This is a genomic window from Streptomyces silaceus, assembly GCF_001419745.1.
GTDB lineage: Bacteria > Actinomycetota > Actinomycetes > Streptomycetales > Streptomycetaceae > Streptomyces > Streptomyces silaceus.
Window position 1 is genome coordinate 23,461 of sequence record NZ_LIRJ01000102.1, and the last position, 21,639, is coordinate 45,099.

A 21,639-nucleotide genomic window follows, 5' to 3' on the forward strand; every position below is an offset into this window, starting at 1 on the left:
GACCGGCGGCTCTGAGGGGCGGACGGCTCCGAGAGGGTGACGGACCGTCGGCTTACCCCGCACGGACGACCCGGGTCGCGCGGGGGCCGTGCGGGGCGCAGGGTGCGGGTGTGAGTCGTACCCTGCCGGCCGCCCCCGTATCGGCACCCCGCACCGGGGATCGTGCCACCCCGTCCCGCCGTGCGGGACGCCTCCACACCACGCTCCCCGGCCCTGTCCTCGCCCTCGGCGTCTTCGCCGCCGTCCGCCTCACCGGGCTCCTGTGCGTCGCCCTCGTCGCGCGCCTCACCCACCAGGACACGTTCCGGCTGCTCGGGATGTCGTGGGACTCGCGGTGGTACACGGGGATCGCCGCGCACGGGTACGGGCGCACCCTCTACTTCGAACCCGGCGTGGTCCAGAGCGACCTCGCCTTCTTCCCGCTCTACCCGGGGCTCGTGCGCGCCGTCACCGCCGTGCTGCCCGTCGGCCACGGCGCCGCGGGGCTGCTGCTGTCCTGGCTCGCGGCGGGCGCCGCGGCCTGGGGTGTGTACGCGATCGGGGAGCGGCTGCACGGGCGGCGCACCGCCGTCCTGCTGGTGGCGCTCTGGGCGCTGCTCCCGCACTCCGTGGTGCTGTCCCTCGCGTACACGGAGCCGGTGCTCACCGCGCTCGCGGCCTGGTCGCTGTACGCGGTGCTGAGCGGGCGGTGGCTGTGGGCCGGCGCACTGGCGGCCCTCGCGGGGCTCGCGCGGCCCAACGGCTTCGCGGTGGCCGCGGCGGTCTGCGCGGCGGCGGCGTACGAGACCGTCCGGCGATGGCGCCACCGGGGCCGGGACGTTCCCCACAGCCTGTGGAAAGTCTGCGCGGGCGCGGTGCTCGCCCCGCTCGGCTGGTCCGCTTACGTCCTCTATGTCGGCATCCGCAGGAACGATCCGCTGCACGGCTACTTCGCGGTGCAGGACGGCTGGGGGTCGCGCTTCGACTTCGGCGCGGGCTCGCTGGCCTTCGTGAAGCACCTGCTGCGCGACGGGGACAAGCTGGTCTTCGCGATGACGATGGTGATCGTCGCGGCGGCCCTGCTCCTGTTCGCGCTGCTCGTCGCGGACCGCGCCGCGCCGCTGCCACTCCTCGTCTACACGGGCGTGCTGGTGCTGATCACGGTCGGCGGCTCCGGCTTCTTCGAGTCCAAGCCGCGTTTCCTGCTGCCGGCGTTCCCGCTGCTGATCCCGCTGGCCCTGGCCATGACGAGAGCCCGGCCGAGGAGCGCCCACCTGGTGGCGGGCGCCCTGGCCGGGCTCTCGTTCGCGTATGGGACGTATCTGGTGACGATCGCCCACATGCCGTTGTGAGGCGGGGGCTCAGGCCTGCTCGTCGCCGGGCTTCTCGTCGCCCTCGCCCTCGGCCGAGTCGACGTCGGCCTCCAGGCCGAGCTGCTCCACGAGCCAGCGGTCGAACTCGATCGCGGCGCGCACCCAGCTGACCGTCGACGACACGAAGTGCTCCAGCGAGACGCCGGTGCCGATCAGCATCTGGGCCTCGCCGATGAGGCGGACCGTGCCGTCGTCGTGCGTGTGGCTGTAGACCTTCGGCCACAGCGTGCGGCGGTTCCAGTCGTCGATCGACTCGAGGAGCTGCTGCTTCTCCTCGATCTGGTGCGGCCGGTCGTAGAACGTCCGCACGGAGAAGACCTGCTGGTCCCCCTCGCCGCGGAACATGAAGTAGGTACGGAACTCCTCCCACGGCGCCGCGAGGTCACCCTCGTCGTCGACGACGTGCTTGAGCTCCATCTGGTCCAGGAGCTGCTTGACCAGGTCCTGGTCGGGGACGACGGGGCCCGCCGGTCCTGCGCCCTGCTGCGGTTCGGGCTGGCCCCCGAAATTCGGAATCGAGGACGGGTCGATGCTCACGTGCTGTGTCCCTTCGTATGGATGGGCCCATCCTCTCCCAGGAAGGGCCCCCGGGGGCAAGCCCGGTTGCCCTCCTGCCGGGTTTCCGACGTTCGCCGACTGCGGACAGGCCGGGGCCGGTCGCGCGGGCCCCGCGCCCCTGACGGGGCGCGGGGGTCACGTCGTCCTAGAGGGACTTGCCGGTCGCCGGGCCGACGATCAGGCCGTCGCCGAACGTGTCCACGCGGACCGTGTCGCCGTCCTTCACCTCGCCCGCCAGGATCTCCTTGGCGAGGCGGTCGCCGATGGAGGTCTGGATGAGGCGGCGCAGGGGGCGCGCTCCGTACGCCGGGTCGTTGCCCTCGTCCGCCAGCCAGGCCAGCGCCTCGGGCGTGACGTCCAGGGTCAGGCGCCGGTCGGCGAGCCGCTTGGCGAGGCGGTTGATCTGCAGCTCGGCGATGTGCGCCAGCTCGTCCTTGTCGAGCGCGGAGAAGACCACGAGGTCGTCCAGGCGGTTGAGGAACTCCGGCTTGAAGGAGGCCCGCACCACTTCGAGGACCTGCTGCTTCTTCTCCTCCTCGCCGGTCAGCGGCTCGACCAGGTACTGGCTGCCGAGGTTGGACGTGAGGATCAGGATGGTGTTGCGGAAGTCGACCGTCCGCCCCTGTCCGTCCGTGAGCCGCCCGTCGTCGAGCACCTGGAGCAGGACGTCGAAGACCTCGGGGTGCGCCTTCTCGACCTCGTCGAGCAGGACGACCGAGTACGGCCTGCGGCGGACGGCCTCGGTCAGCTGGCCGCCCTCCTCGTACCCGACGTAGCCGGGCGGGGCGCCCACGAGCCGCGCGACGCTGTGCTTCTCGCCGTACTCGCTCATATCGATGCGGACCATGGCCCGCTCGTCGTCGAAGAGGAAGTCCGCGAGCGCCTTGGCCAGCTCGGTCTTGCCGACGCCGGTGGGGCCGAGGAAGAGGAAGGAGCCGGTGGGCCGGTCCGGGTCGGCGATGCCGGCGCGGGTGCGCCGCACCGCGTCGGAGACGGCCCGCACGGCCTCGCTCTGGCCGATCAGGCGCTTGCCGAGCTCGTCCTCCATGCGCAGCAGCTTCTGCGTCTCGCCCTCCAGGAGCCGCCCGGCGGGGATGCCGGTCCACGATCCGACGACGTCGGCGATGTCGTCGGGGCCGACCTCCTCCTTGACCATGGTGTCCTTGGCGGCCTCCTGCTGGGCCTCGGCCTCGCTGGCCTCCGCCAGCTCCCGCTCCACGCCCGGGATCTCGCCGTACAGCAGCTTGCTGGCGGAGTCGAAGTCGCCGTCGCGCTGGGCGCGCTCGGCCTGGCCGCGCAACTCGTCGAGCTTCTCCTTCAGCTCGCCGACGCGGTTGAGGGACTGCTTCTCCTTCTCCCAGCGGGCGTTGAGGCCGCGCAGCTCCTCCTCCTTGTCGGCGAGGTCGCGGCGCAGCTTCTCCAGGCGCTGGCGGCTCGCCGGGTCGGTCTCCTTGCCGAGCGCCAGCTCCTCCATGCGCAGCCGGTCGACGGCGCGCTGCAGCTCGTCGATCTCGACGGGCGAGGAGTCGATCTCCATGCGCAGCCGGGAGGCGGCCTCGTCGACGAGGTCGATGGCCTTGTCGGGCAGGAAGCGGGAGGTGATGTACCGGTCGGAGAGCGTGGCCGCGGCGACCAGCGCGCTGTCGGCGATCTGGACCTTGTGGTGCGCCTCGTAGCGCCCCTTGAGCCCGCGCAGGATCGCGATGGAGTCCTCGACGCTCGGCTCGGCGACCAGCACCTGCTGGAAGCGCCGCTCCAGGGCGGGGTCCTTCTCGATCCGCTCGCGGTACTCGTCGAGCGTGGTGGCGCCGACCATGCGCAGCTCGCCGCGCGCGAGCATCGGCTTGAGCATGTTGCCCGCGTCCATGGCCGAATCGCCGCCGGCTCCGGCGCCCACGACGGTGTGCAGCTCGTCGATGAACGTGATGATCTGCCCGTCGCTCTCCTTGATCTCGGAGAGGACGGTCTTGAGCCGCTCCTCGAACTCGCCGCGGTACTTCGCGCCGGCGACCATGGCGCCGAGGTCGAGGGAGACGAGGCGCTTGTTCTTCAGCGACTCGGGGACGTCCCCCTTCACGATCCGCTGCGCGAGGCCCTCCACGACGGCGGTCTTGCCGACGCCGGGCTCGCCGATGAGGACGGGATTGTTCTTCGTACGCCGTGACAGCACCTGGACGACCCGCCGGATCTCCTGGTCCCGTCCGATGACGGGGTCGAGCCTGCCCTCGCGGGCGGCGGCGGTGAAATCGGTGCCGAACTTCTCCAGGGCCTTGTACTGCCCCTCAGGGTCGGGTGTGGTCACCCGGCGCCCTCCCCTTGCCTTCTCGAATGCGTCCAGCAGCTTCTTGCTGCCTGCCCCGTGCTTGTCGAGTACGTCCCCGGCCCGGCCGCCCTTGGCGGCGATGCCGATGAGCAGGTGCTCGGTGGAGAGGTAGTCGTCCCCGAGCTCCTTCGCGCGCTGCGCGGCGTCCGAGACGACGGCCAGCAGCTCACGGTCGGGCTGCGGCGGCGCGACCGTCGAACCGGTCACGCTCGGCAGCGCCGCGAGGACCCGCTCGGTGTCCGCGCGCACGGCCGCCTGGTCGGCGTCGACCGCGGCGAGCAGGTCGGTGATGTTCTCGTTGTCCTGCCCCTCGAGCAGTGCGAGCAGCAGGTGCGCGGGCGTCAGATCGGCGTGCCCGTCCTTGACGGCCCTGCTGGTGGCCGCGTTGATCGCGTCCCGGCTCCTGTTGGTCAGCTCGGCGTCCACGTGCGCATGTCCTCCTTACGGTGTGCTGCCTGGTCCATCCCCGGCGTCCTGACTTACCCAACGTACACAAAGTTGAGTCTATTCCACTCAAGGAGGGGGAGGAAGCCCGCAGTACCGGGTGGCTTATGTTCCGGGGCATGACGAGCACGAGTCCCCGCAGGGCACGGATCGACCCTCTCGACCCGCCCGAGTCCTACCTCAGCTTCTGGCGCGAACGGCACCTGTGCACCTTGACGACCCTGCGCCCGGACGGCACCCCGCACGTGGTGCCCGTCGGCGTGACGTACGACCCGGAGGCGCGCGTCGCCCGGGTCCTCGCGCGCAAGACGAGCCGGAAGGTCGTCCACGTCCTCGCGGCGGCCGGCGTGGACGGGCCGGGGGCGCGGGTCGCGGTGTGCCAGTTCGCCGGTCGGCGCTGGGCGACGCTGGAGGGCCGGGCGACGGTCCGGACGGACCCGGCGGAGATCGCGGCGGCGGAGGAGCGCTACGAGGAGCGCTACGAACGGCGTCCGTCGCCGAACCCGGACCGCGTGCTGATCGAGATAGCGGTGACGCGGATGCTGGGCAAGCCGTAGGCGCCCCGCCTCCCCGCACACACCACAGCGGCGCCACCGTGTTCAGGTCCACGGTGGCGCCGCTGCTGGGGGAAGCACCTGCGCGATTTACAACGACGGGGGAATCGCGTCAGGCACTGCGGGGGGTGGCTGTGATGTTGTCCGGAGCGCTCATGGCGCCCGGGTCCTGCTCCTGCCGCTGCCCGACCACCTGGTGGTCGCGCCGGTCCAGGTTGACGAAGACCATCCCGTACCGGATGGCACACCGCACGGGCTGCGGCGCGCCACGGGGCCTGCGCAGGCACCGGTAGGCACGGATCTCCTCCTCGTCGTCACGGGTGACGACGATCGGCTCGCCGAGGAGGGTGACCATCAACGAGTCGCCGCGGTGGGGGATCGCGGTGACGAGATCGATGAAGTGCCAACCGGAGCGGTAGGCGGTGGCCATTTCTCGGCGGAAGGTGCGGTCGTCGGGAGGGGTGCTCATGCCCGGCCGCCCTTCGGTGCGACGGTCCAGCCGGTGTCGGCTGCCGGGGCCGCTCCCACACTGGTCCAACCAGTGTCGGTACCCCCCGCCACCTGGGAACTTCCGCTGCCGGAGCTCGCGCCGCTCAGGGCACCGAAGGCCACCGCGGCAGAGAAGACTGCGGCAAGCACTGAGCCAAGTATTCTCACGCGCATAGTCGGCTTCGTCCTCACTTGATGGATTCTTCTCCCCCGGCCATGAAGACGATGGCTCATTCAGGCATGTCAACGCCACAGGAGCGATGCATCATGTTCTTGCACGTTCAGGACCCTGGGGGGTGGAGATATGACCACAAGTAACTCAAAAGCGACACATCCCCATGCTGTCACTGAGCTGTGCGACGAGGGGGCTCGGCTTTACGCCAGCGCGCTGCGCTCAGGACGCATCAATCGTGTCGAAGTGGAACTGGCTCCTTGCCTTGTGGAGTTCGCCCTTCTCCACCCAGACCCGGACGACGACAACTGGCTGCGCCCGGTTCCGCCGTCCGTCGCGCTCGCACAACGTCTTCACCCGCTGGAGCGCGAGATCCAGGACCGTCGTCGGCTCGCCATCGAACTGACCGACTCCTTCGAGCAGTTTGTCGCCATCAGCACCCAAAGCCCGGCGAACATTCACGCGATCACCGTTCTTGAGGGCTTCGACCGCATCAACGCGGCGCTGAATTCGGCCACTGCCGAGTGCACCACCTCGGTCCTGACCGTCCAGCCGGGCGGGGGACGTCCCGTGGACGCCCTGACCCAGGCCCTGGAGCGGGACAGGCCACTCACCGATCGCGGGGTGAGCATCCGCACGCTGTACCAGCACACCGCGCGCCACAGCCAAGGAACGCTCGCCTACGTGGACCAGATGTCCAGCGGCAAGGTTCAGGTCCGCACCCTCGAGGAACTGATCGAGCGCCTGATCATATTCGACCGCACCGTCGCCTTCATTCCGGCGAGCGACGACCGGCGCGTGGCCCTCGAACTGCGCCACCCCGGACTGGTCGAGTACCTCAGCAAGGTCTTCGAACAGCTCTGGGAGCGTGCCGTCCCGCTGACGGAGGAAGTCCCGTACGACATCGAGCCGAACGGCATAACCGGCGTCCAGCGCTCCATCGCCCGCCTCCTCATCGAAGGTCACGTCGACGAGGCGATCGCCCGTCGGCTCGGGATGAACGTCCGCACCTGCCGCGCCCACATCGCCAAGATCGCCGCCGCCCTCGGCAGCGGAAGCCGCGCCCAACTCGGGTATCTCATCGCCCAGTCGGGGATCCTCGACCAGGACCGTGCCCCATGACCACTGAGCTCCACCGCCCCCATGGACCCGACGAGCTGTGCGAGGAGGGCTCGGCGCTCTACGGCCGCGCGCTCCGGGAGAGCCGCGTGCCGCGCGCGGACGCCGAACAGGCGCCCTGCCTGGTCGACTTCGCGCTGCTGCGCCCCGACGCGCAGGACCCGGGCTGGCTCCGCCCCACCGCCCCCTCCATCGCCCTGCCCCGGCTGCGCGAGGCCATCCAGGAGGACATCGCGCGGGAGATCCGCCGCGAGACCCTGCTGACCGAGGCGTTCGAGCCACTCATGGCGCTCGCCGCCGCGGCGCCGGCCTCCGCGGCCGCCCTCGCCGCCGCGGCCGTCGAGGAGTCCGCCGCCATCCGGGTCCTCGAGGGGCTCCCGCAGATCCAGGACGCCCTCGCGCGGGCGCTGGCCGGCACCGACGACGAGGTGCTCTCCATCCAGCCGGGCGGCGTGCGGCCCAGTCCGCTGCTCGCCCAGTCCCTCGACGACGCCCACGAGTTCCTCGCCCGGGGCGGCAGCCTGCGGACGCTGTGCCAGCACACGTCGCGCCACTCGCTGCCCATGCTCGCCCAGTACGAGCAGCTCGACGGCGACGCCGAGGTCCGCACGCTCGACGAGGTCCCCGAGCGCCTCTTCGTGTTCGACAGGACCGTGGCCGTCATCCCGGCGAACAAGGAACGCAACATCGCCCTGGAGATACGCCACCCCGCCCTCATCGAGTACTTCGTCACGACCTTCGAGCGGCTGTGGCGCCTCGCGGTCCCGATGTTCCCGCGCGCCATGCAGCTCCCCTCGGCCAACGGCATCACCGCCCGCCAGCACGCCATCGCCGGCCTCCTGGTCGAGGGCCTGACCGACACCGAGGTGGCCGACCGCCTCGGCATGAACGTGCGTACGGCCCGCGTGCACATCGCCAAACTCGCCTCCACGCTCGGCAGCGAGAGCCGCGCGCAGCTCGGCTACCTCATCGGGCAGTCCGGGATCCTGGACCCGTCCGCCTCCTGAGGGGCGTGATCGCCATGGCCATGATCGTGCGCCTTCGGCCAAAGCGCGGCGGACGGCCGGGCGCGGGACGTGCGAGAGCGCGGGGTGCGGAATGCGCCACCGGGCCCGGAAAGGAACGCTTCCGGCCGTCCGGCCGCCCCCTTCGGCACTCCGGCATTTCCGGCCAGACGCGACGAAAACGCGCCCACGAGAAGTGGACACTTCAATAAGCGCCCACACCCCCGCCCAAGTGCCCCCTGCATAGAATCGCCGCGCTTCAACCGAGCGGGAGGGAGCGCACATGGTCAAGGAGCATGCGCCACATGGCGTGGAGGAACTCTGCGACGAGGGTTCCGCCGTATACGCCCGGGCCCTCCGCGAAGGCCGGATCCACGGCAAGGACGCCGAACACGCCCCCTGCCTGATCGACTTCGGCCTGCTCCACCCCGACGTCGACGACATGCGGTGGCTGCTTCCCACCGCGCCCGCCGCCGCCCTTCCCCAACTCCTCCGCACCATCGAGGACCGCATCGCCGACCAGCGGCGCCGCGAGGAGCGGCTCACCGCCGCGTTCGAGCCGCTCATCGCCCTCGACGCGCAGCTGTCGTCCGCCACCGACGGCCCGACGATCACCGTTCTCGACGGCCTGGAGCGCATCAACTCGGCCATCGACCGCGCCATGCACGACGTCACCGAGGAGTTCCTCGCCATCCAGCCCGGCGGCACCCGCCCGCCCGAAACGTTGGCCGAAGCTTTTCCCCGGGACCAGGCGATCCTCACCCGGGGCTGCCGGATGCGAACCCTCTACCAGCACACAACGCGCCATTCTCTGCCCGTACTCGCGTACTTCGAGCAGCTGGACGGCGACGCCGAGGCCCGCACCCTCGACGAGGTCACCGAGCGCCTCTTCGTCTTCGACCGGACCGTGGCCTTCATCCCGGCGAGCAAGGACCGCACGATCGCCCTCGAACTGCGCCACCCGGCGCTCGTCGAGTACTTCGCCACGACGTTCTGGCGGCTGTGGCGGCTGGCCACGCCCATGTGGCCGCTGGCGGCCCCGCAGCCCTCGGAGGGCGGCATCACGCCCCGCCAGCGCGCCATCGCGGGCCTCCTCGTCGAAGGCCTCACCGACGCCGAGATAGCCGACCGCCTCGGCATGAACATCCGCACGGCCCGCGTCCACATCGCCAAGCTCGCCGCCACCCTGGGCAGCGAGAGCCGCGCCCAACTCGGCTACCTGATCAGCCAGTCCGGCATCATCGAACGCGGCCAGTGAGGTGCCGTCCCGGACCGCGAGTTCCCGCCCCGGCCGTGAGCTCCCGTCCCGGCGGTGAGCTCCCGTCGGCGGCCTCAGACCACCTCGGCCGCGCCCGTCCACTCCCGCAGCAGCGCCTCCCGCTCCGCCGTCCGCGGCGTGCCGCCCTCGTGGCGGCGGCCCCAGTCCGACATGGCGGTCAGGGTGGCGAGGAGCGTGCCCGCGCCCTCCGTCAGGCGGGCCAGGAGCTCGCGGGAGAGGTCGCACTCCGTCTGGGAGTAGCCGACCGCCGCGGCCGTGTACGCCTTCAGCTCCGACTCGCCGCCCTCGGTGTCCACGACGCGCACCGTCATCCGCGGCGCCTCGTCCTCGCCGCCGAGGCCCACCGTGAGGACCAGGTCGACCGCGACGCCCACATGGCGCTTGAGGGACTTCACCGGGACGTCGTCGACGGTCAGCTCGCGCACGTCCTCCCAGGACCACATGCCCGACTGGCGGTCACCGAGCGCCACCACGCCCTCCGGCGTCAGCCGCACCCCGGGGGCGAGCCCGGACGGCTTCGCACCCACGTACACATCGCCCTCGGCGATCCAGAACAGCCCCACCATCGCCATGGTCAGCTCAACTCCCCGTACCCCGTGCCCCTATGCCCATGCAGGGCCGGGAGGTTGTCACCTCCCGGCCCTGCACCAGACTACTCAGAGCGCCGGACCTACTGCTCGGGCGACCGCTTGGGCCGCCACACCACCAGCGCGCTCGCCTGCTGCACGTCCTGGTAGGGGACGAGGTCGCGGCGGTACGAGGCGTGCACCGCCGCCTCACGTTGCTGCATGGCGGCGGCGGCTCCCTCCACGGCCGCGGAGAGCTCCGCGACACGGGACTGGAGCGCCGCGACCTGGTTCTCCAGCTCGATGATGCGCTTGATGCCGGCGAGGTTGATGCCCTCCTCCTGCGACAGCTGCTGCACCGTGCGGAGCAGCTCGATGTCACGGGCGGAGTAGCGTCGGCCGCGGCCCGCGGTGCGGTCCGGGGAGACCAGGCCCAGGCGGTCGTACTGCCGCAGGGTCTGGGGGTGGAGGCCGCTCAGCTGGGCGGCCACCGAGATGACGTACACCGGCGTCTCGTCGGTGAGTTGATACGGATTTCGACGACGGCCGTCCATCTCATGCTCCCTTCGCGGCCTGGAACAGTTCTGCCCGCGGGTCGTCGCCCGCGGTCGCCTCGCGGTAGGACTCCAGGGCTTCCTTCGCGGAGTCGGACAGCGATGTCGGGACCGACACCTCCACCGTCACCAGCAGGTCGCCCCGGGTGCCGTCCTTGCGGACCGCGCCCTTGCCGCGCGCCCGCATGGTGCGGCCGTTCGGCGTGCCGGGCGGCAGCTTCAGGGTGACGGCGGGCCCGCCCAGGGTCGGGACCTTGACCTCGCCGCCGAGCGCCGCCTCCGGATAGGTCACCGGCACCGTGACCGTGAGGTTGTCGCCCTTGCGGCCGAAGACCGGGTGGGCGTCGACGTGCACGACCACGTACAGGTCGCCGGCCGGGCCGCCCCGCTCGCCGGGCGCGCCCTTGCCGCGGAGCCTGATCCGCTGGCCGTCGCTGACGCCCGCCGGGATGCGCACCTGCATGGTGCGCGAGGACTTCGCGCGGCCCGAGCCGCCGCAGACCTCGCAGGGGTCCTGGGCGATCAGCCCGCGGCCCTTGCAGTCCACGCACGGGTCGGTGAGGGAGAACCCTCCGCCGCCGCCCCGCGAGACCTGGCCCGTGCCGACGCAGGTCGGGCACACACGCGGCGTGCCGTTCTTGTCGCCGGTGCCCGAGCAGGTCTTGCAGGGCGCCTGGGAGGACATGCGCAGCGGCACCGTCGCGCCGTCCACGGCCTCCGTGAAGCTCAGCGTGACCTCGGACTCGATGTCCTGGCCGCGCCTCGGCTGCGTACGCGTGCCCGTTCCGGCACCCGCGCCGCCGCGGTTGAACAGGCCCCCGAAGACGTCACCGAGACCGCCCCCGAAGCCGCCGCCGGCCGCTCCACCGCCACCCGGGGCGCCGCCTCCGAAGAGGTCGCCCAGGTCGAAGTTGAACGAACCGCCGCCGCCTCCGGGGCCCGGCCGGAATCCGCCGTTGCCGAAGAGAGCACGCGCCTCGTCGTACTCCTTGCGCTTCTTGGGGTCGCCGAGGACGTCGTTCGCCTCGGAGATCTCCTTGAAGCGCTCCTCCGCCTTGGCGTTGCCCTTGTTGGCGTCCGGGTGGTTCTCGCGGGCGAGCTTCCGGTACGCCTTCTTGATCTCGGCCTCGGTGGCGTCCTTGGGGACGCCGAGGACCTTGTAGTAGTCCTTCTCGATGAAGTCCTTGGTGCTCATCCCCGACGTCCCTCCTCACTCATGTCGTTGCCGTCAGCCCTCGTCCGGGCCACCGGTCTCCTTCTCGTCGGCCGCGTCCGCCGGGGTCTCGGCGGACTCCTCGCCCTTGACGGTCTGCGCGCCCGGCTGCGGCTCGGCCACGGCCACCCGCGCGGGGCGGATGGTGCGCTCGCCGATCCGATACCCCGGCTGCAGGATCGCGACGCACGTCGTCTCGGTGACGTCCGGTGCGTAGCTGTGCATCAGGGCTTCGTGGATCGTCGGGTCGAAGGGCTCGCCCTCCTTGCCGAACTGCTGGAGGCCCAGCTTCGCGACGACCGTCTCCAGGGATTCGGCCACCGACTTGAAGCCGCCCACCAGCTCGCCGTGCTCGCGCGCGCGGCCAATGTCGTCGAGGGTCGGGAGGAGCTCGGAGAGGAGGTTCGCCGAGGCGATCTCCTTCACCGCGACCTTGTCCCGCTCCACCCGGCGGCGGTAGTTCTGGTACTCGGCCTGGAGCCGCTGGAGGTCGGCGGTGCGCTCGCTGAGCGCCTTCTGCACCTGGTCCAGCTGGGCGGTCAGGCCCACGTCTCGGCTTGCGTCCCCGGCCGGGGCCGCCGGACCCTCCTCGGAGGAGGGCTCGGCGGCCTTCGGCGCGGCGTCATCAGGGGTGGCGCCGGAGGGGACGTCGGGGTTCTCGGCGTTCTCGCCGGGGCCCGGGGTCTCCTCGGTCATCAGGCGGCGCCGCCCTTCGCGTCACCGGGCTTCTCGTCGTCGACGATCTCGGCGTCGACCACGTCGTCGTCCTTCGACATGTTCGGCGCGTCGGCACCCGGGGCAGCGCCCTCGGCGCCGGCGGCACCCGCGGCCTGGGCGTCGGCGTACATGGCCTGGCCCAGCTTCTGCGAGACGGCGGCGACCTTCTCGGTGGCGGTGCGGATCTCGGCGGAGTCCTCGCCCTTGAGCTTCTCCTTCAGCTCGTTGACGGCTTCCTCGACCTCGGTCCTGACGTCACCGGGGACCTTGTCCTCGTTGTCCTTGAGGAACTTCTCGGTCTGGTAGACGAGCTGCTCGCCCTGGTTGCGGGACTCGGCGGCCTCGCGGCGCTTGTGGTCCTCGTCCGCGTACTGCTCGGCCTCCTGGCGCATGCGGTCGACCTCGTCCTTCGGCAGCGAGGAGCCGCCGGTGACGGTCATCTTCTGCTCCTTGCCCGTGCCCAGGTCCTTGGCGGTCACGTGCATGATGCCGTTGGCGTCGATGTCGAAGGAGACCTCGATCTGCGGGACACCGCGCGGGGCCGGCGGCAGGCCCGTGAGCTCGAACATCCCGAGCTTCTTGTTGTACGCCGCGATCTCGCGCTCGCCCTGGTAGACCTGGATCTGCACCGACGGCTGGTTGTCCTCGGCCGTCGTGAAGATCTCGGAGCGCTTCGTCGGAATCGTGGTGTTCCGCTCGATGAGCTTGGTCATGATGCCGCCCTTGGTCTCGATGCCGAGGGACAGCGGGGTCACGTCGAGGAGCAGGACGTCCTTGACCTCACCCTTGAGGACACCGGCCTGGAGCGAGGCACCGATGGCGACGACCTCGTCCGGGTTCACGCCCTTGTTGGCGTCCTTGCCGCCGGTCAGCTCCTTGACGAGCTCGGCGACGGCCGGCATACGGGTCGAGCCACCGACGAGAACGACGTGGTCGATCTCGGAGAGCTGGATGCCCGCGTCCTTGATGACGTTGTGGAACGGCGTCTTGCAGCGCTCCAGGAGGTCGGACGTGAGCTGCTGGAACTGGGCGCGCGTGAGCTTCTCGTCCAGGTGCAGCGGGCCCTCGGCGGAGGCCGTGATGTAGGGCAGGTTGATCGTGGTCTCCGTGGAGGAGGACAGCTCGATCTTGGCCTTCTCGGCCGCCTCGCGCAGGCGCTGGAGCGCCATCTTGTCCTTGGAGAGGTCCACGCCGTGGCCGTTGTTGAACTGCTTGACCAGGTAGTCGACGACGCGCTGGTCCCAGTCGTCACCACCGAGGTGGTTGTCGCCGTTCGTGGCCTTCACCTCGACGACGCCGTCGCCGATCTCGAGGAGCGAGACGTCGAAGGTGCCGCCACCGAGGTCGAAGACCAGAATGGTCTGGTCGTCCTTGTCGAGGCCGTAGGCCAGGGCGGCGGCGGTCGGCTCGTTGACGATGCGCAGGACGTTCAGACCCGCGATCTCGCCGGCCTCCTTGGTGGCCTGGCGCTCCGAGTCGTTGAAGTACGCCGGGACGGTGATGACCGCGTCGGCGACCTTCTCGCCCAGGTAGGCCTCGGCGTCACGCTTCAGCTTCTGGAGGATGAACGCGGAGATCTGCTGGGGGTTGAACCCCTTGTCGTCGATGTCCACCTTCCAGTCGGTGCCCATGTGGCGCTTGACCGACCGGATGGTCCTGTCGACGTTGGTGACCGCCTGGCGCTTGGCGACCTCGCCGACGAGCACCTCGCCGTTCTTCGCGAAGGCGACGACGGACGGCGTGGTCCTGGCGCCTTCGGCGTTGGTGATGACGGTGGGCTCGCCGCCTTCGAGAACGCTGACGACGGAGTTAGTCGTGCCCAGGTCGATGCCGACCGCACGTGCCATTTCGATTCCTCCAGAGGTACATCTTGAGTGGATCTGGCTCAAGAATGCATGAGCGCCCCGCCGGAGTCAACAGAGCTGAGTCAGGTCGACTCAACTCTTATCTCGCACTTACGCGCAACTAGGCTCTACGTGAGAAGCGGGGGCGCACCCGTGGGGCCGATGGGGCCGGTCGCGCGGCTCCGCGCACACCCTTGCGGGGCACGGACACGGGAAGGGTTGCCTGAGCGACGCAGATCACCGCCTTGCTGGCTACAGTGCGGCGCAGTAAGTGGGTAGTCTCAGACGGACTGCATAAGTTACCGCTTAGTAATCAGTCGTAGTCCGCTACGAAGTCCCGCCTCGCAGGCCCGAGGAGCCCCGAAATGCAACTCGCCGCGATCATCGTGTCGCTGGTCCTCATCGCAGTCGGCGTCGCGCTGTTCGGCCGTGCCATCCTGCAGATCGTCCAGCTGATGCGGCTCGGTCAGTCCGTGCCCGCCGGCACCAGGACCGACCTCCCCCTCCAGCGCACCCTCACCGTGGTCCGGGAGTTCCTCGGGCACACCCGGATGAACCGGTGGGGCATCGTCGGCTTCGCGCACTGGTTCGTGGCGGTGGGCTTCCTCACGCTGCTGCTGACCATCGTCAACGCCATCGGCCAGCTCTTCAAGGCCGACTGGATCCTGCCGGTCATCGGCGACTGGGCGCCCTACAACATCTACGTCGAGTTCATGGGCACCATGACCGTGCTCGGCATCCTGGTCCTGATCGTCGTCCGCCAGCTGAGCAAGCCCAAGCCGGGGCGCAAGTCCCGCTTCGCCGGCTCCAAGACCGGCCAGGCGTACTTCGTCGAGACCGTCATCCTCATCGTCGGCGTCTGCATCTTCACGCTGCACGCCCTCGAAGGCGCCCAGCACCACGTGGACGGCTACGAGGCGTCGTTCTTCATCTCGTACCCGGTGGTCTCCTGGTTCGAGGGCATGGACGTCTCCACCCTCCAGAACCTCACGTACTTCTTCGCCGGCCTGAAGATCGCGACCTCCTTCATCTGGATGATCACGGTCTCGGTGAACATCAACATGGGTGTCGCCTGGCACCGCTTCCTCGCCTTCCCGAACATCTGGTTCAAGCGGAACGCGAAGGGCGCCACGGCCCTCGGCGAGCTGCAGCCGATGACGTCCGGCGGCGCGCCGATCGACTGGGAGGACCCGGCCGAGGACGCCGTCTTCGGTGTCTCCCAGGTCGAGCAGTTCTCCTGGAAGGGCCTGCTGGACTTCTCCACCTGCACCGAGTGCGGCCGCTGCCAGTCGCAGTGCCCCGCCTGGAACACCGGCAAGCCGCTCTCGCCGAAGCTCCTGATCATGTCGCTGCGCGACCACGCGCACGCCAAGGCCCCCTACCTGCTCGCCGGTGGCGGCAAGTCCATGGAGGGCGAGGAGAAGGCGACCGAGGAGCAGCTCAAGGACGTGCCCGCCGCCGCCCTCGCGGAGGCCGAGCGCCCGCTGATCGGGACGCACGAGGAGAACGGCGTCATCGACCCGGACGTCCTGTGGTCCTGCACCACCTGCGGCGCCTGCGTCGAGCAGTGCCCGGTCGACATCGAGCACATCGACCACATCGTCGACATGCGCCGCTATCAGGTGATGATCGAGTCCGCGTTCCCGTCCGAGGCGGGCACGATGCTCAAGAACCTGGAGAAGAAGGGCAACCCCTGGGGCCTGGCGAAGAAGCAGCGCCTGGAGTGGCTCAAGGAGCTCGACTTCGAGGTGCCGGTCGTCGGCAAGGACATCGAGGACCTCACCGAGGTCGAGTACCTCTACTGGGTCGGCTGCGCCGGCGCCCTGGAGGACCGCGCGAAGAAGACCACCAAGGCCTTCGCGGAGCTGCTCCACATCGCGGGCGTCAAGTTCGCGATCATGGGCGGCGACGAGAAGTGCACCGGTGACTCCGCCCGCCGCCTCGGCAACGAGCCGCTGTTCCAGCAGCTCGGCCAGGAGAACGTCATGGCGCTGAACATGGCGTTCGGCGAGGAGTACGACGACGACGGCAAGGTCACCGACGAGTCGAGGAAGCCGAAGACGGCCAAGAAGATCGTCGCGACCTGCCCGCACTGCCTCAACACGATCGGCAACGAGTACCCGCAGATCGGCGGCGACTACGAGGTCATCCACCACACGCAGCTGCTCCAGCACCTGGTGGACGAGGGCAAGCTCGTCCCGGTGACGCCGGTCGAGGGCATCATCACGTACCACGACCCGTGCTACCTGGGCCGCCACAACAAGATCTACACGCCGCCGCGCGAGATCATCGCCAACGTCCCGGGCCTCCGGAACGAGGAGATGCACCGCCACAAGGAGCGCGGCTTCTGCTGCGGCGCCGGCGGCGCCCGCATGTGGATGGAGGAGCGGATCGGCAAGCGCATCAACACGGAGCGGGTCGACGAGGCGCTCAGCCTCAACCCCGACATCGTGTCGACGGCGTGCCCGTTCTGCCTGGTGATGCTCACCGACTCCGTCAACGGCAAGAAGAACGACGGCAAGGCCAAGGAGTCCCTCCAGGTCGTCGACGTCGCCCAGCTGCTGCTCGAATCCGTCAAGACGCCGGTCGACCCGGCGGGCGACGAGGAGTCGGCGGACGCGCCGGAGCCCGAGCCGGTCAAGTAGCCTCCCGCACCAGCCCTTCAGGCCGGTTCCGCCCTCGGGCGGGACCGGCCTGTTGCGTGGAAGTGACCAAAGTGGCATCCCGCCGGACTTACCGGCTCCGCGCCGCGGGAGCATCATGTGCTGGTTGTTTCTGGTTGTTGTCTCATGGGGCGGTCGGGGTCGGCGTTGATGACGGGCATACGGAGAGCGGGCACACGGAGAGACAGACGGCGCGGCATGCCGGTACGCCTGGCCGCGGGGACGCTCGGCTGCGCGCTGCTGCTCGCGGGCTGCGGCGGCCACGACGGAGGCGACGGCACCGGCGCGAAGAACGGCGACGGGCGGCCCGTGAACATGGCGGGCAAGGGCGCGGCCCAGCAGCCCGTGCCGCGGGGCAAGGGCAGCAAGGTCGACGACGACTTCAACGGCGACGGCGCGCGTGATCTCGTACTCGACGATCTCGTGCACCGCGACCACGGCGACGACGCGGGCATCGGCGTCGTCTACGGCTCCAGGGGCGGGCTGCGGCCCGGCGCCCGGCAGCTCCTGAGCGCCCACGCCAACGGGGCGCGCACCAAGGGCGAGCTGCCCGCCGCCTTCGACGCCGAGGCCTCCTGCGACCTCGACGGGGACGGCTTCACCGATCTGCTCGTCTCCACCGATCCGCCCTACGACGGGCAGGGGCAGCCGCCCGTGCCGCTGCAGATCCTCTTCGGCTCGCCGAGGGGACTCGTCGGCAAGGCCGTGCGGCTGAAGGTGCCCGCGCAGGCGCGTTTCGGCAACGACTGGCCCGACCAGCCCGTGTGCGGGGACTTCGACGGGGACGGCGCGAGCGACCTCGTGCTGCACGCCAGCGGGGCGCGGATGACGTTCCTGCGGGGCCCGTTCAAGCGCGGCGGCGCGCCGCGGGCCGCGGGCAAGCCGGTCACCGCGCCGGGCAACGGCCTCGTGACGGGCCGCGCCACCGACGTCGACGGCGACGGCTACGACGACGTGCTGGTCCGCAAGGCCGCGGGCGCGTCCGGCGCCGCCGGCGCCCTCGTCCTGGGCGGCCCGAAGGGCCCTGCCGAGACCGGGGTGCTCTTCCCCGCGGGCAAGGACATCGCCTTCGGCCGCTTCGGCAAGGGCAAGGGCATGGACGCGGCGATCGCGTCGCCGCGCGGTGTCGCGCTGCGCTACGACGTGCCGGGCACCGCGCGCGCCACCCTGGAGGCCAAGGACGTCGCCGTCGACGCGGGCGACCTGGACGGCGACGGTCTGAGCGAGCTGATCCTCAGCGGCGGGGGCAGCGGGAGCGGCGGCGGCGCCGGGGAGGTGCGGGTCCTCCGGGGTCGTACGACGGGGCTGGCCGCCAACGCCTCCGCGACCATCGTGCCCACCGCGAAGGGCACCACGCAGGTCCTCCAGGTCGCCGACTTCGACGGCGACAAGCGGGCCGACCTGGTCCTGCGCACGTACCGCGGGGAGGGCGAGGACACGGTGGGCGTCTACCCGGGCCTGAAGAACGGCGAGTTGGTGTCGCGCAAGCCGATCCTGACCTTCTCCACGGCGGAGTTCCTGGCTCTGGGCGACGGTTCCTGACGCGGCGGGGGCAGGCGGCGCCGGCTACACGGGTGGTGCGGGGCGGCGCGGGTGGTGCGGGTGGTGCGGATCGTGTCCCAACTGGCCGCGCAGTAGGGTGATGTGCCCCTCCCGGCCGTTCACCTCGCGGCCACCCCACCGCCCCCGTCGCACAACCCTTCGTACGCCACACGAGTCACACACCCGGAAGCCTTACCCCAAGCCTGCCCCCCACCGGGAGTCCCACGTGCGCGTAAGAAACCTGGCCGTCACCGCCACCGTCGCGGCCCTCGCCGCGGCCGGGCTGACGCTGCCCCTGGCCGGTCCGGCGAGCGCCGCCTCGACCCTGAAGGACGACTTCAACGGCGACGGCTACCGCGACCTGGCGGTCGGCTCGCCGAACTCCAACTCCGTGACCGTCACGTACGGTTCGGCCTCGGGCGTCTCCGAGGGCCGCTCGGCGACCGTCACCCAGGACACGCCCGGCGTGCCCGGCGTGCTGGAGCCGGAGGACGAGTTCGGCGAGAACGTCACCAGCGGCGACGTGAACCACGACGGCTACGCCGACCTGATCGTCGGCGCCCCCGGCGAGCGGGTCGAGGGCAGGCCCTCCGGCTCCGTCACCGTCATCAAGGGCGGCAAGAACGGCTTCACCTCCGGCGGCCGGGTCCTCAACTCCCCCGCCGACACCACCGGCCGCTTCGGCGAGGCCACCGTCTGGACCGACCTCGACTACGACGGCTCGCCCCAGCTCGCCGTGATCAGCGGCGACAACTGGTACTACTACTCCGGCGCGGGCGAGGACGGCCGCACGCACGGCCTGGAGGTCGACTTCCTGCCCGAGGGCGTCCGCCTGAACGGCATGGTCGCCGGCAACTTCACGTACAAGGACGGCGTCGGTTTCGTCCTGTACGGCAAGCGCGCCGACGGCGGCCTCTACACCGCGCACATGAACGGCGGCGTCGGCGACTACGGCTACCAGGCCGAGGTGCTCGCCGAGGGCGACGCCCCGACCGCGACCGGCGACGCGGCCACGGCGGGTGACGTCGACGGCGACGGCTACGACGACCTGATCACCGGCAACCGCCTGGACACCGCGGCCGGCAGGGGCGGTTCGATCACCGTGCGGCGCGGCGGCGACGGCGCGTTCGGCGCCCCCGTGACGTACAACCAGGACAGCCCCGGCGTGCCCGGCGCCGACGAGGCCGACGACGGCTTCGGCGGCTCCGTCTCGGCGGGCGACGTGAACGGCGACGGGCTCGCCGACCTCGTGGTGGGCGCGCCCGGCGAGACCGTCGGCACGGTCGAGGGCGCCGGCAGCGTCACGTACCTCACGTCCACGGCGGGCAGGTTCACTTCGGGCCGGGCCTGGCACCAGGAGACCGCGGGCGTGCCCGGCGTCGCGGAGGCGGGCGACCACTTCGGCGCGTCCGTGCGCCTGAAGGACATCAACAAGAACGGCCGGGCCGACCTGTCCACCGGCGCGACCGGCGAGGACATCGGCACGACGCGGGACGTCGGCGCCGTGTGGGTCCTGCGGGGCACGACGACGGGTCCGACCTCGTCGTACGCGGCCTCCTTCAACGGCACGGACTTCGGGCTCGACGGCGTGGACGCGGGCTTCGGCCGCACGCTCCGCTGACGACCGCCCACGTCCTCAGCGACAACACCCCACATTCATCTGCGAGTTGGAGACGATCCAGTGGCCTCAGCGCCTCAGCACGTGCGGAAGCCTTCGCGTACCTCCGCGAGGAAGCCCGCACGGAACAAGATCCTCGCGGCGGCCGCCCTCTGCGCCGCCACCGCGCTCGGCGTCACGGGCCTGACGGCGGGCGGCGCGTCCGCCGCCGCACAGCCCTCGAAGCTGCGCGCCGACTACAACGGCGACGGCTATGTGGACCTCGCGGTCGGCGTGCCCGACGCGACGGTCTCCGGCAAGGCGAAGGCCGGCTACGTGAACGTGGTCTGGGGCGGCGCGAACGGCCTCGGCAGGCACGGCTCGACGACCGTCAGCCAGGCCACGCCCGGCGTGCCCGGCACCGTCGAGGCGGGCGACCGCTTCGGCACGGCGCTCGCCTCGGACGACATGAACGGCGACGGCTACTCCGACCTCGTCGTCGGCACGCCCCACGAGGCCAACTCCGCGGGCCTGGCGGCGGGTACCGTCACCGTCGTGTGGGGCTCCGCGAGCGGCTTCAAGGGCGGCTTCACCGCCGCCAACGGTGACCTCAGCAGCGCCAACTACGGCGCGCTGCTCGCCACCGGCGACTTCGACAAGGACGGCGACAAGGACATCGCCTTCAACTCCCACTTCGACGAGAGCAGCTCCGTCGTCGTGCGCTCCGGCCCCTTCACCGAGGGCTCCTCCGCGAAGCTCTCCCGGGTCGACGGCTGGCACTTCGGCGGCCCGTCCGTCCTCGCGAGCGGCGACTTCGACGGCGACGGCGGCGACGACCTCGCGATCTCGTACAAGGGCATGGAGATCAGCGGTACGACGGTCAGGAGCCGTACCGCGTCCGGCGAGTGGCAGACGGTGTGGGACACGCCCGACAGCAGCCGCACCGCGCTCGCCACCGGCGACTTCGACGGCGACGGCAGCGACGACCTCGCCATCGGCGACGTCCAGGCCAACCCCGAGACCGAGTCGACGAACTGCGAGGACCGCCTCGGCGGCGCCGTCCTCACGGTCTTCGGCAAGAAGGGCGGCAAGCTCGGCGACGGCGGCCACTCCTGCACCACGCAGGGCAGCCCCCAGGTCGCCGGGACGCCCGAGGCCGAGGACGACTTCGGCGCGCACCTCGCCGTCGCCAACCTCGACCGGGACGGCATCGACGAGCTGGTCGTCGGCGCGGACACGGAGGCCGTCGGCACGGCGAAGGACGCCGGCACATACTGGGTCCTCGCCTCCCTCGGCACGGGACAGCCCTTCACGGGCCCCTCCTTCAGCCAGAACTCCGCGGGCGTCGCGGGCACGGCCGAGGCGGGCGACCGCTTCGGCGCGGCCGTCGCCACCGGCGACTACAACGGCGACACCTACCCGGACGTCGCGGTGGGCGCGCCCGGCGAGGACGAGGGCAAGGGCGGCGTCTGGTACGCCCCGACCCCGAAGGACGGCCCGAAGCCGCCGGTCACGTCGGTGACGCCGGGCAAGCTGGGGCTCGCGGGGGCGCGGGCGTACGGGGGTGTTCTCGGGCGGTGAGTCTCGGGCGGTAGGTCTCGGGCGGTGAGTACGGCTTCGTCGGACTTGGTGCCGTCGGACTCGGTGCC

Annotated in this window: 17 protein-coding genes; 9 read left to right on the forward strand and 8 right to left on the reverse strand. The window is 70.9% G+C overall.

Annotation, left to right across the window (positions count from 1 at the left end; translation table 11 throughout):
• Positions 1-110 precede the first annotated feature (110 nt).
• A complete protein-coding gene (locus tag AOK22_RS12090) occupies positions 111-1,331 on the forward strand; it encodes a glycosyltransferase family 39 protein (RefSeq protein WP_055698608.1) in 1,221 nt (406 codons plus the stop codon).
• Positions 1,332-1,340: 9 nt separating this feature from the next.
• Here the strand turns inward: AOK22_RS12090 and AOK22_RS12095 are convergent, their stop codons facing one another.
• Both AOK22_RS12095 and clpB read right to left on the reverse strand, forming a co-directional pair.
• Positions 1,341-1,889 carry a YbjN domain-containing protein gene (locus AOK22_RS12095; RefSeq protein WP_055698609.1) on the reverse strand — a complete coding sequence of 183 codons (549 nt, stop codon included), beginning with the start codon at positions 1,887-1,889 and terminating at the stop codon, positions 1,341-1,343.
• Positions 1,890-2,055: 166 nt separating this feature from the next.
• On the reverse strand, positions 2,056-4,659 hold the full coding sequence (gene clpB / locus AOK22_RS12100) for an ATP-dependent chaperone ClpB (RefSeq protein WP_055698610.1): 2,604 nt from the start codon (positions 4,657-4,659) through the stop codon (positions 2,056-2,058).
• Between the two features lie 137 nt (positions 4,660-4,796).
• Here clpB and AOK22_RS12105 point away from each other — a divergent pair, with 137 nt between their 5' ends.
• Complete coding sequence (locus tag AOK22_RS12105; RefSeq protein ID WP_055698625.1) at positions 4,797-5,234, forward strand: pyridoxamine 5'-phosphate oxidase family protein; 438 nt, start codon at positions 4,797-4,799, stop codon at positions 5,232-5,234.
• 109 nt (positions 5,235-5,343) lie between these two features.
• Here the strand turns inward: AOK22_RS12105 and AOK22_RS12110 are convergent, their stop codons facing one another.
• On the reverse strand, positions 5,344-5,700 hold the full coding sequence (locus AOK22_RS12110; protein ID WP_079036507.1) for a Rieske (2Fe-2S) protein: 357 nt from the start codon (positions 5,698-5,700) through the stop codon (positions 5,344-5,346).
• 324 nt (positions 5,701-6,024) lie between these two features.
• Here AOK22_RS12110 and AOK22_RS12115 point away from each other — a divergent pair, with 324 nt between their 5' ends.
• The 3 genes from AOK22_RS12115 to AOK22_RS12125 all read left to right on the forward strand — a co-directional run bounded on the left by AOK22_RS12115 (position 6,025) and on the right by AOK22_RS12125 (position 9,273).
• Positions 6,025-7,014, forward strand: coding sequence for a hypothetical protein (locus tag AOK22_RS12115; RefSeq protein ID WP_063795244.1), 990 nt, complete (start codon positions 6,025-6,027; stop codon positions 7,012-7,014).
• Positions 7,011-8,018, forward strand: coding sequence for a helix-turn-helix transcriptional regulator (locus tag AOK22_RS12120; RefSeq protein WP_055698612.1), 1,008 nt, complete (start codon positions 7,011-7,013; stop codon positions 8,016-8,018). Before AOK22_RS12115 ends, AOK22_RS12120 begins: the two co-directional genes overlap by 4 nt.
• A 280-nt stretch (positions 8,019-8,298) precedes the next feature.
• On the forward strand, positions 8,299-9,273 hold the full coding sequence (locus tag AOK22_RS12125; protein WP_055698613.1) for a helix-turn-helix transcriptional regulator: 975 nt from the start codon (positions 8,299-8,301) through the stop codon (positions 9,271-9,273).
• 74 nt (positions 9,274-9,347) lie between these two features.
• Here AOK22_RS12125 and AOK22_RS12130 read toward each other — a convergent pair whose 3' ends face one another.
• The 5 genes from AOK22_RS12130 to dnaK form a co-directional block, all read right to left on the reverse strand.
• The gene (locus tag AOK22_RS12130; protein ID WP_055698614.1) at positions 9,348-9,866 is read right to left on the reverse strand and encodes a hypothetical protein; all 519 of its coding nucleotides are present in this window, start codon (positions 9,864-9,866) and stop codon (positions 9,348-9,350) included.
• 98 nt (positions 9,867-9,964) lie between these two features.
• Positions 9,965-10,414 (reverse strand): heat shock protein transcriptional repressor HspR, encoded by a 450-nt coding sequence (locus AOK22_RS12135; RefSeq protein ID WP_055698615.1) that lies wholly within the window; start codon positions 10,412-10,414, stop codon positions 9,965-9,967.
• A 1-nt stretch (position 10,415) separates the two neighbouring features.
• Entirely contained in the window at positions 10,416-11,609 is a 1,194-nt protein-coding gene (gene dnaJ / locus AOK22_RS12140) for a molecular chaperone DnaJ (protein ID WP_055698616.1), read from the reverse strand.
• 33 nt (positions 11,610-11,642) lie between these two features.
• Entirely contained in the window at positions 11,643-12,323 is a 681-nt protein-coding gene (gene grpE, locus AOK22_RS12145) for a nucleotide exchange factor GrpE (RefSeq protein ID WP_055698617.1), read from the reverse strand.
• The gene (dnaK, locus tag AOK22_RS12150; protein WP_055698618.1) at positions 12,323-14,191 is read right to left on the reverse strand and encodes a molecular chaperone DnaK; all 1,869 of its coding nucleotides are present in this window, start codon (positions 14,189-14,191) and stop codon (positions 12,323-12,325) included. Before dnaK ends, grpE begins: the two co-directional genes overlap by 1 nt.
• A 362-nt stretch (positions 14,192-14,553) precedes the next feature.
• Here dnaK and AOK22_RS12155 point away from each other — a divergent pair, with 362 nt between their 5' ends.
• From AOK22_RS12155 to AOK22_RS12170, 4 genes are all read left to right on the forward strand, one after another.
• Positions 14,554-16,833 carry a (Fe-S)-binding protein gene (locus AOK22_RS12155; RefSeq protein WP_055698619.1) on the forward strand — a complete coding sequence of 760 codons (2,280 nt, stop codon included), beginning with the start codon at positions 14,554-14,556 and terminating at the stop codon, positions 16,831-16,833.
• A gap of 216 nt (positions 16,834-17,049) precedes the next feature.
• Positions 17,050-18,393: an FG-GAP repeat domain-containing protein gene (locus AOK22_RS12160; RefSeq protein WP_055698620.1), complete on the forward strand. Its 1,344-nt coding sequence runs from the start codon at positions 17,050-17,052 to the stop codon at positions 18,391-18,393.
• Positions 18,394-18,619: 226 nt separating this feature from the next.
• Positions 18,620-20,014, forward strand: coding sequence for an FG-GAP and VCBS repeat-containing protein (locus AOK22_RS12165; protein WP_055698621.1), 1,395 nt, complete (start codon positions 18,620-18,622; stop codon positions 20,012-20,014).
• An 81-nt stretch (positions 20,015-20,095) separates the two neighbouring features.
• Positions 20,096-21,571 carry an FG-GAP and VCBS repeat-containing protein gene (locus AOK22_RS12170; RefSeq protein WP_055698622.1) on the forward strand — a complete coding sequence of 492 codons (1,476 nt, stop codon included), beginning with the start codon at positions 20,096-20,098 and terminating at the stop codon, positions 21,569-21,571.
• Positions 21,572-21,639: the final 68 nt, after the last annotated feature.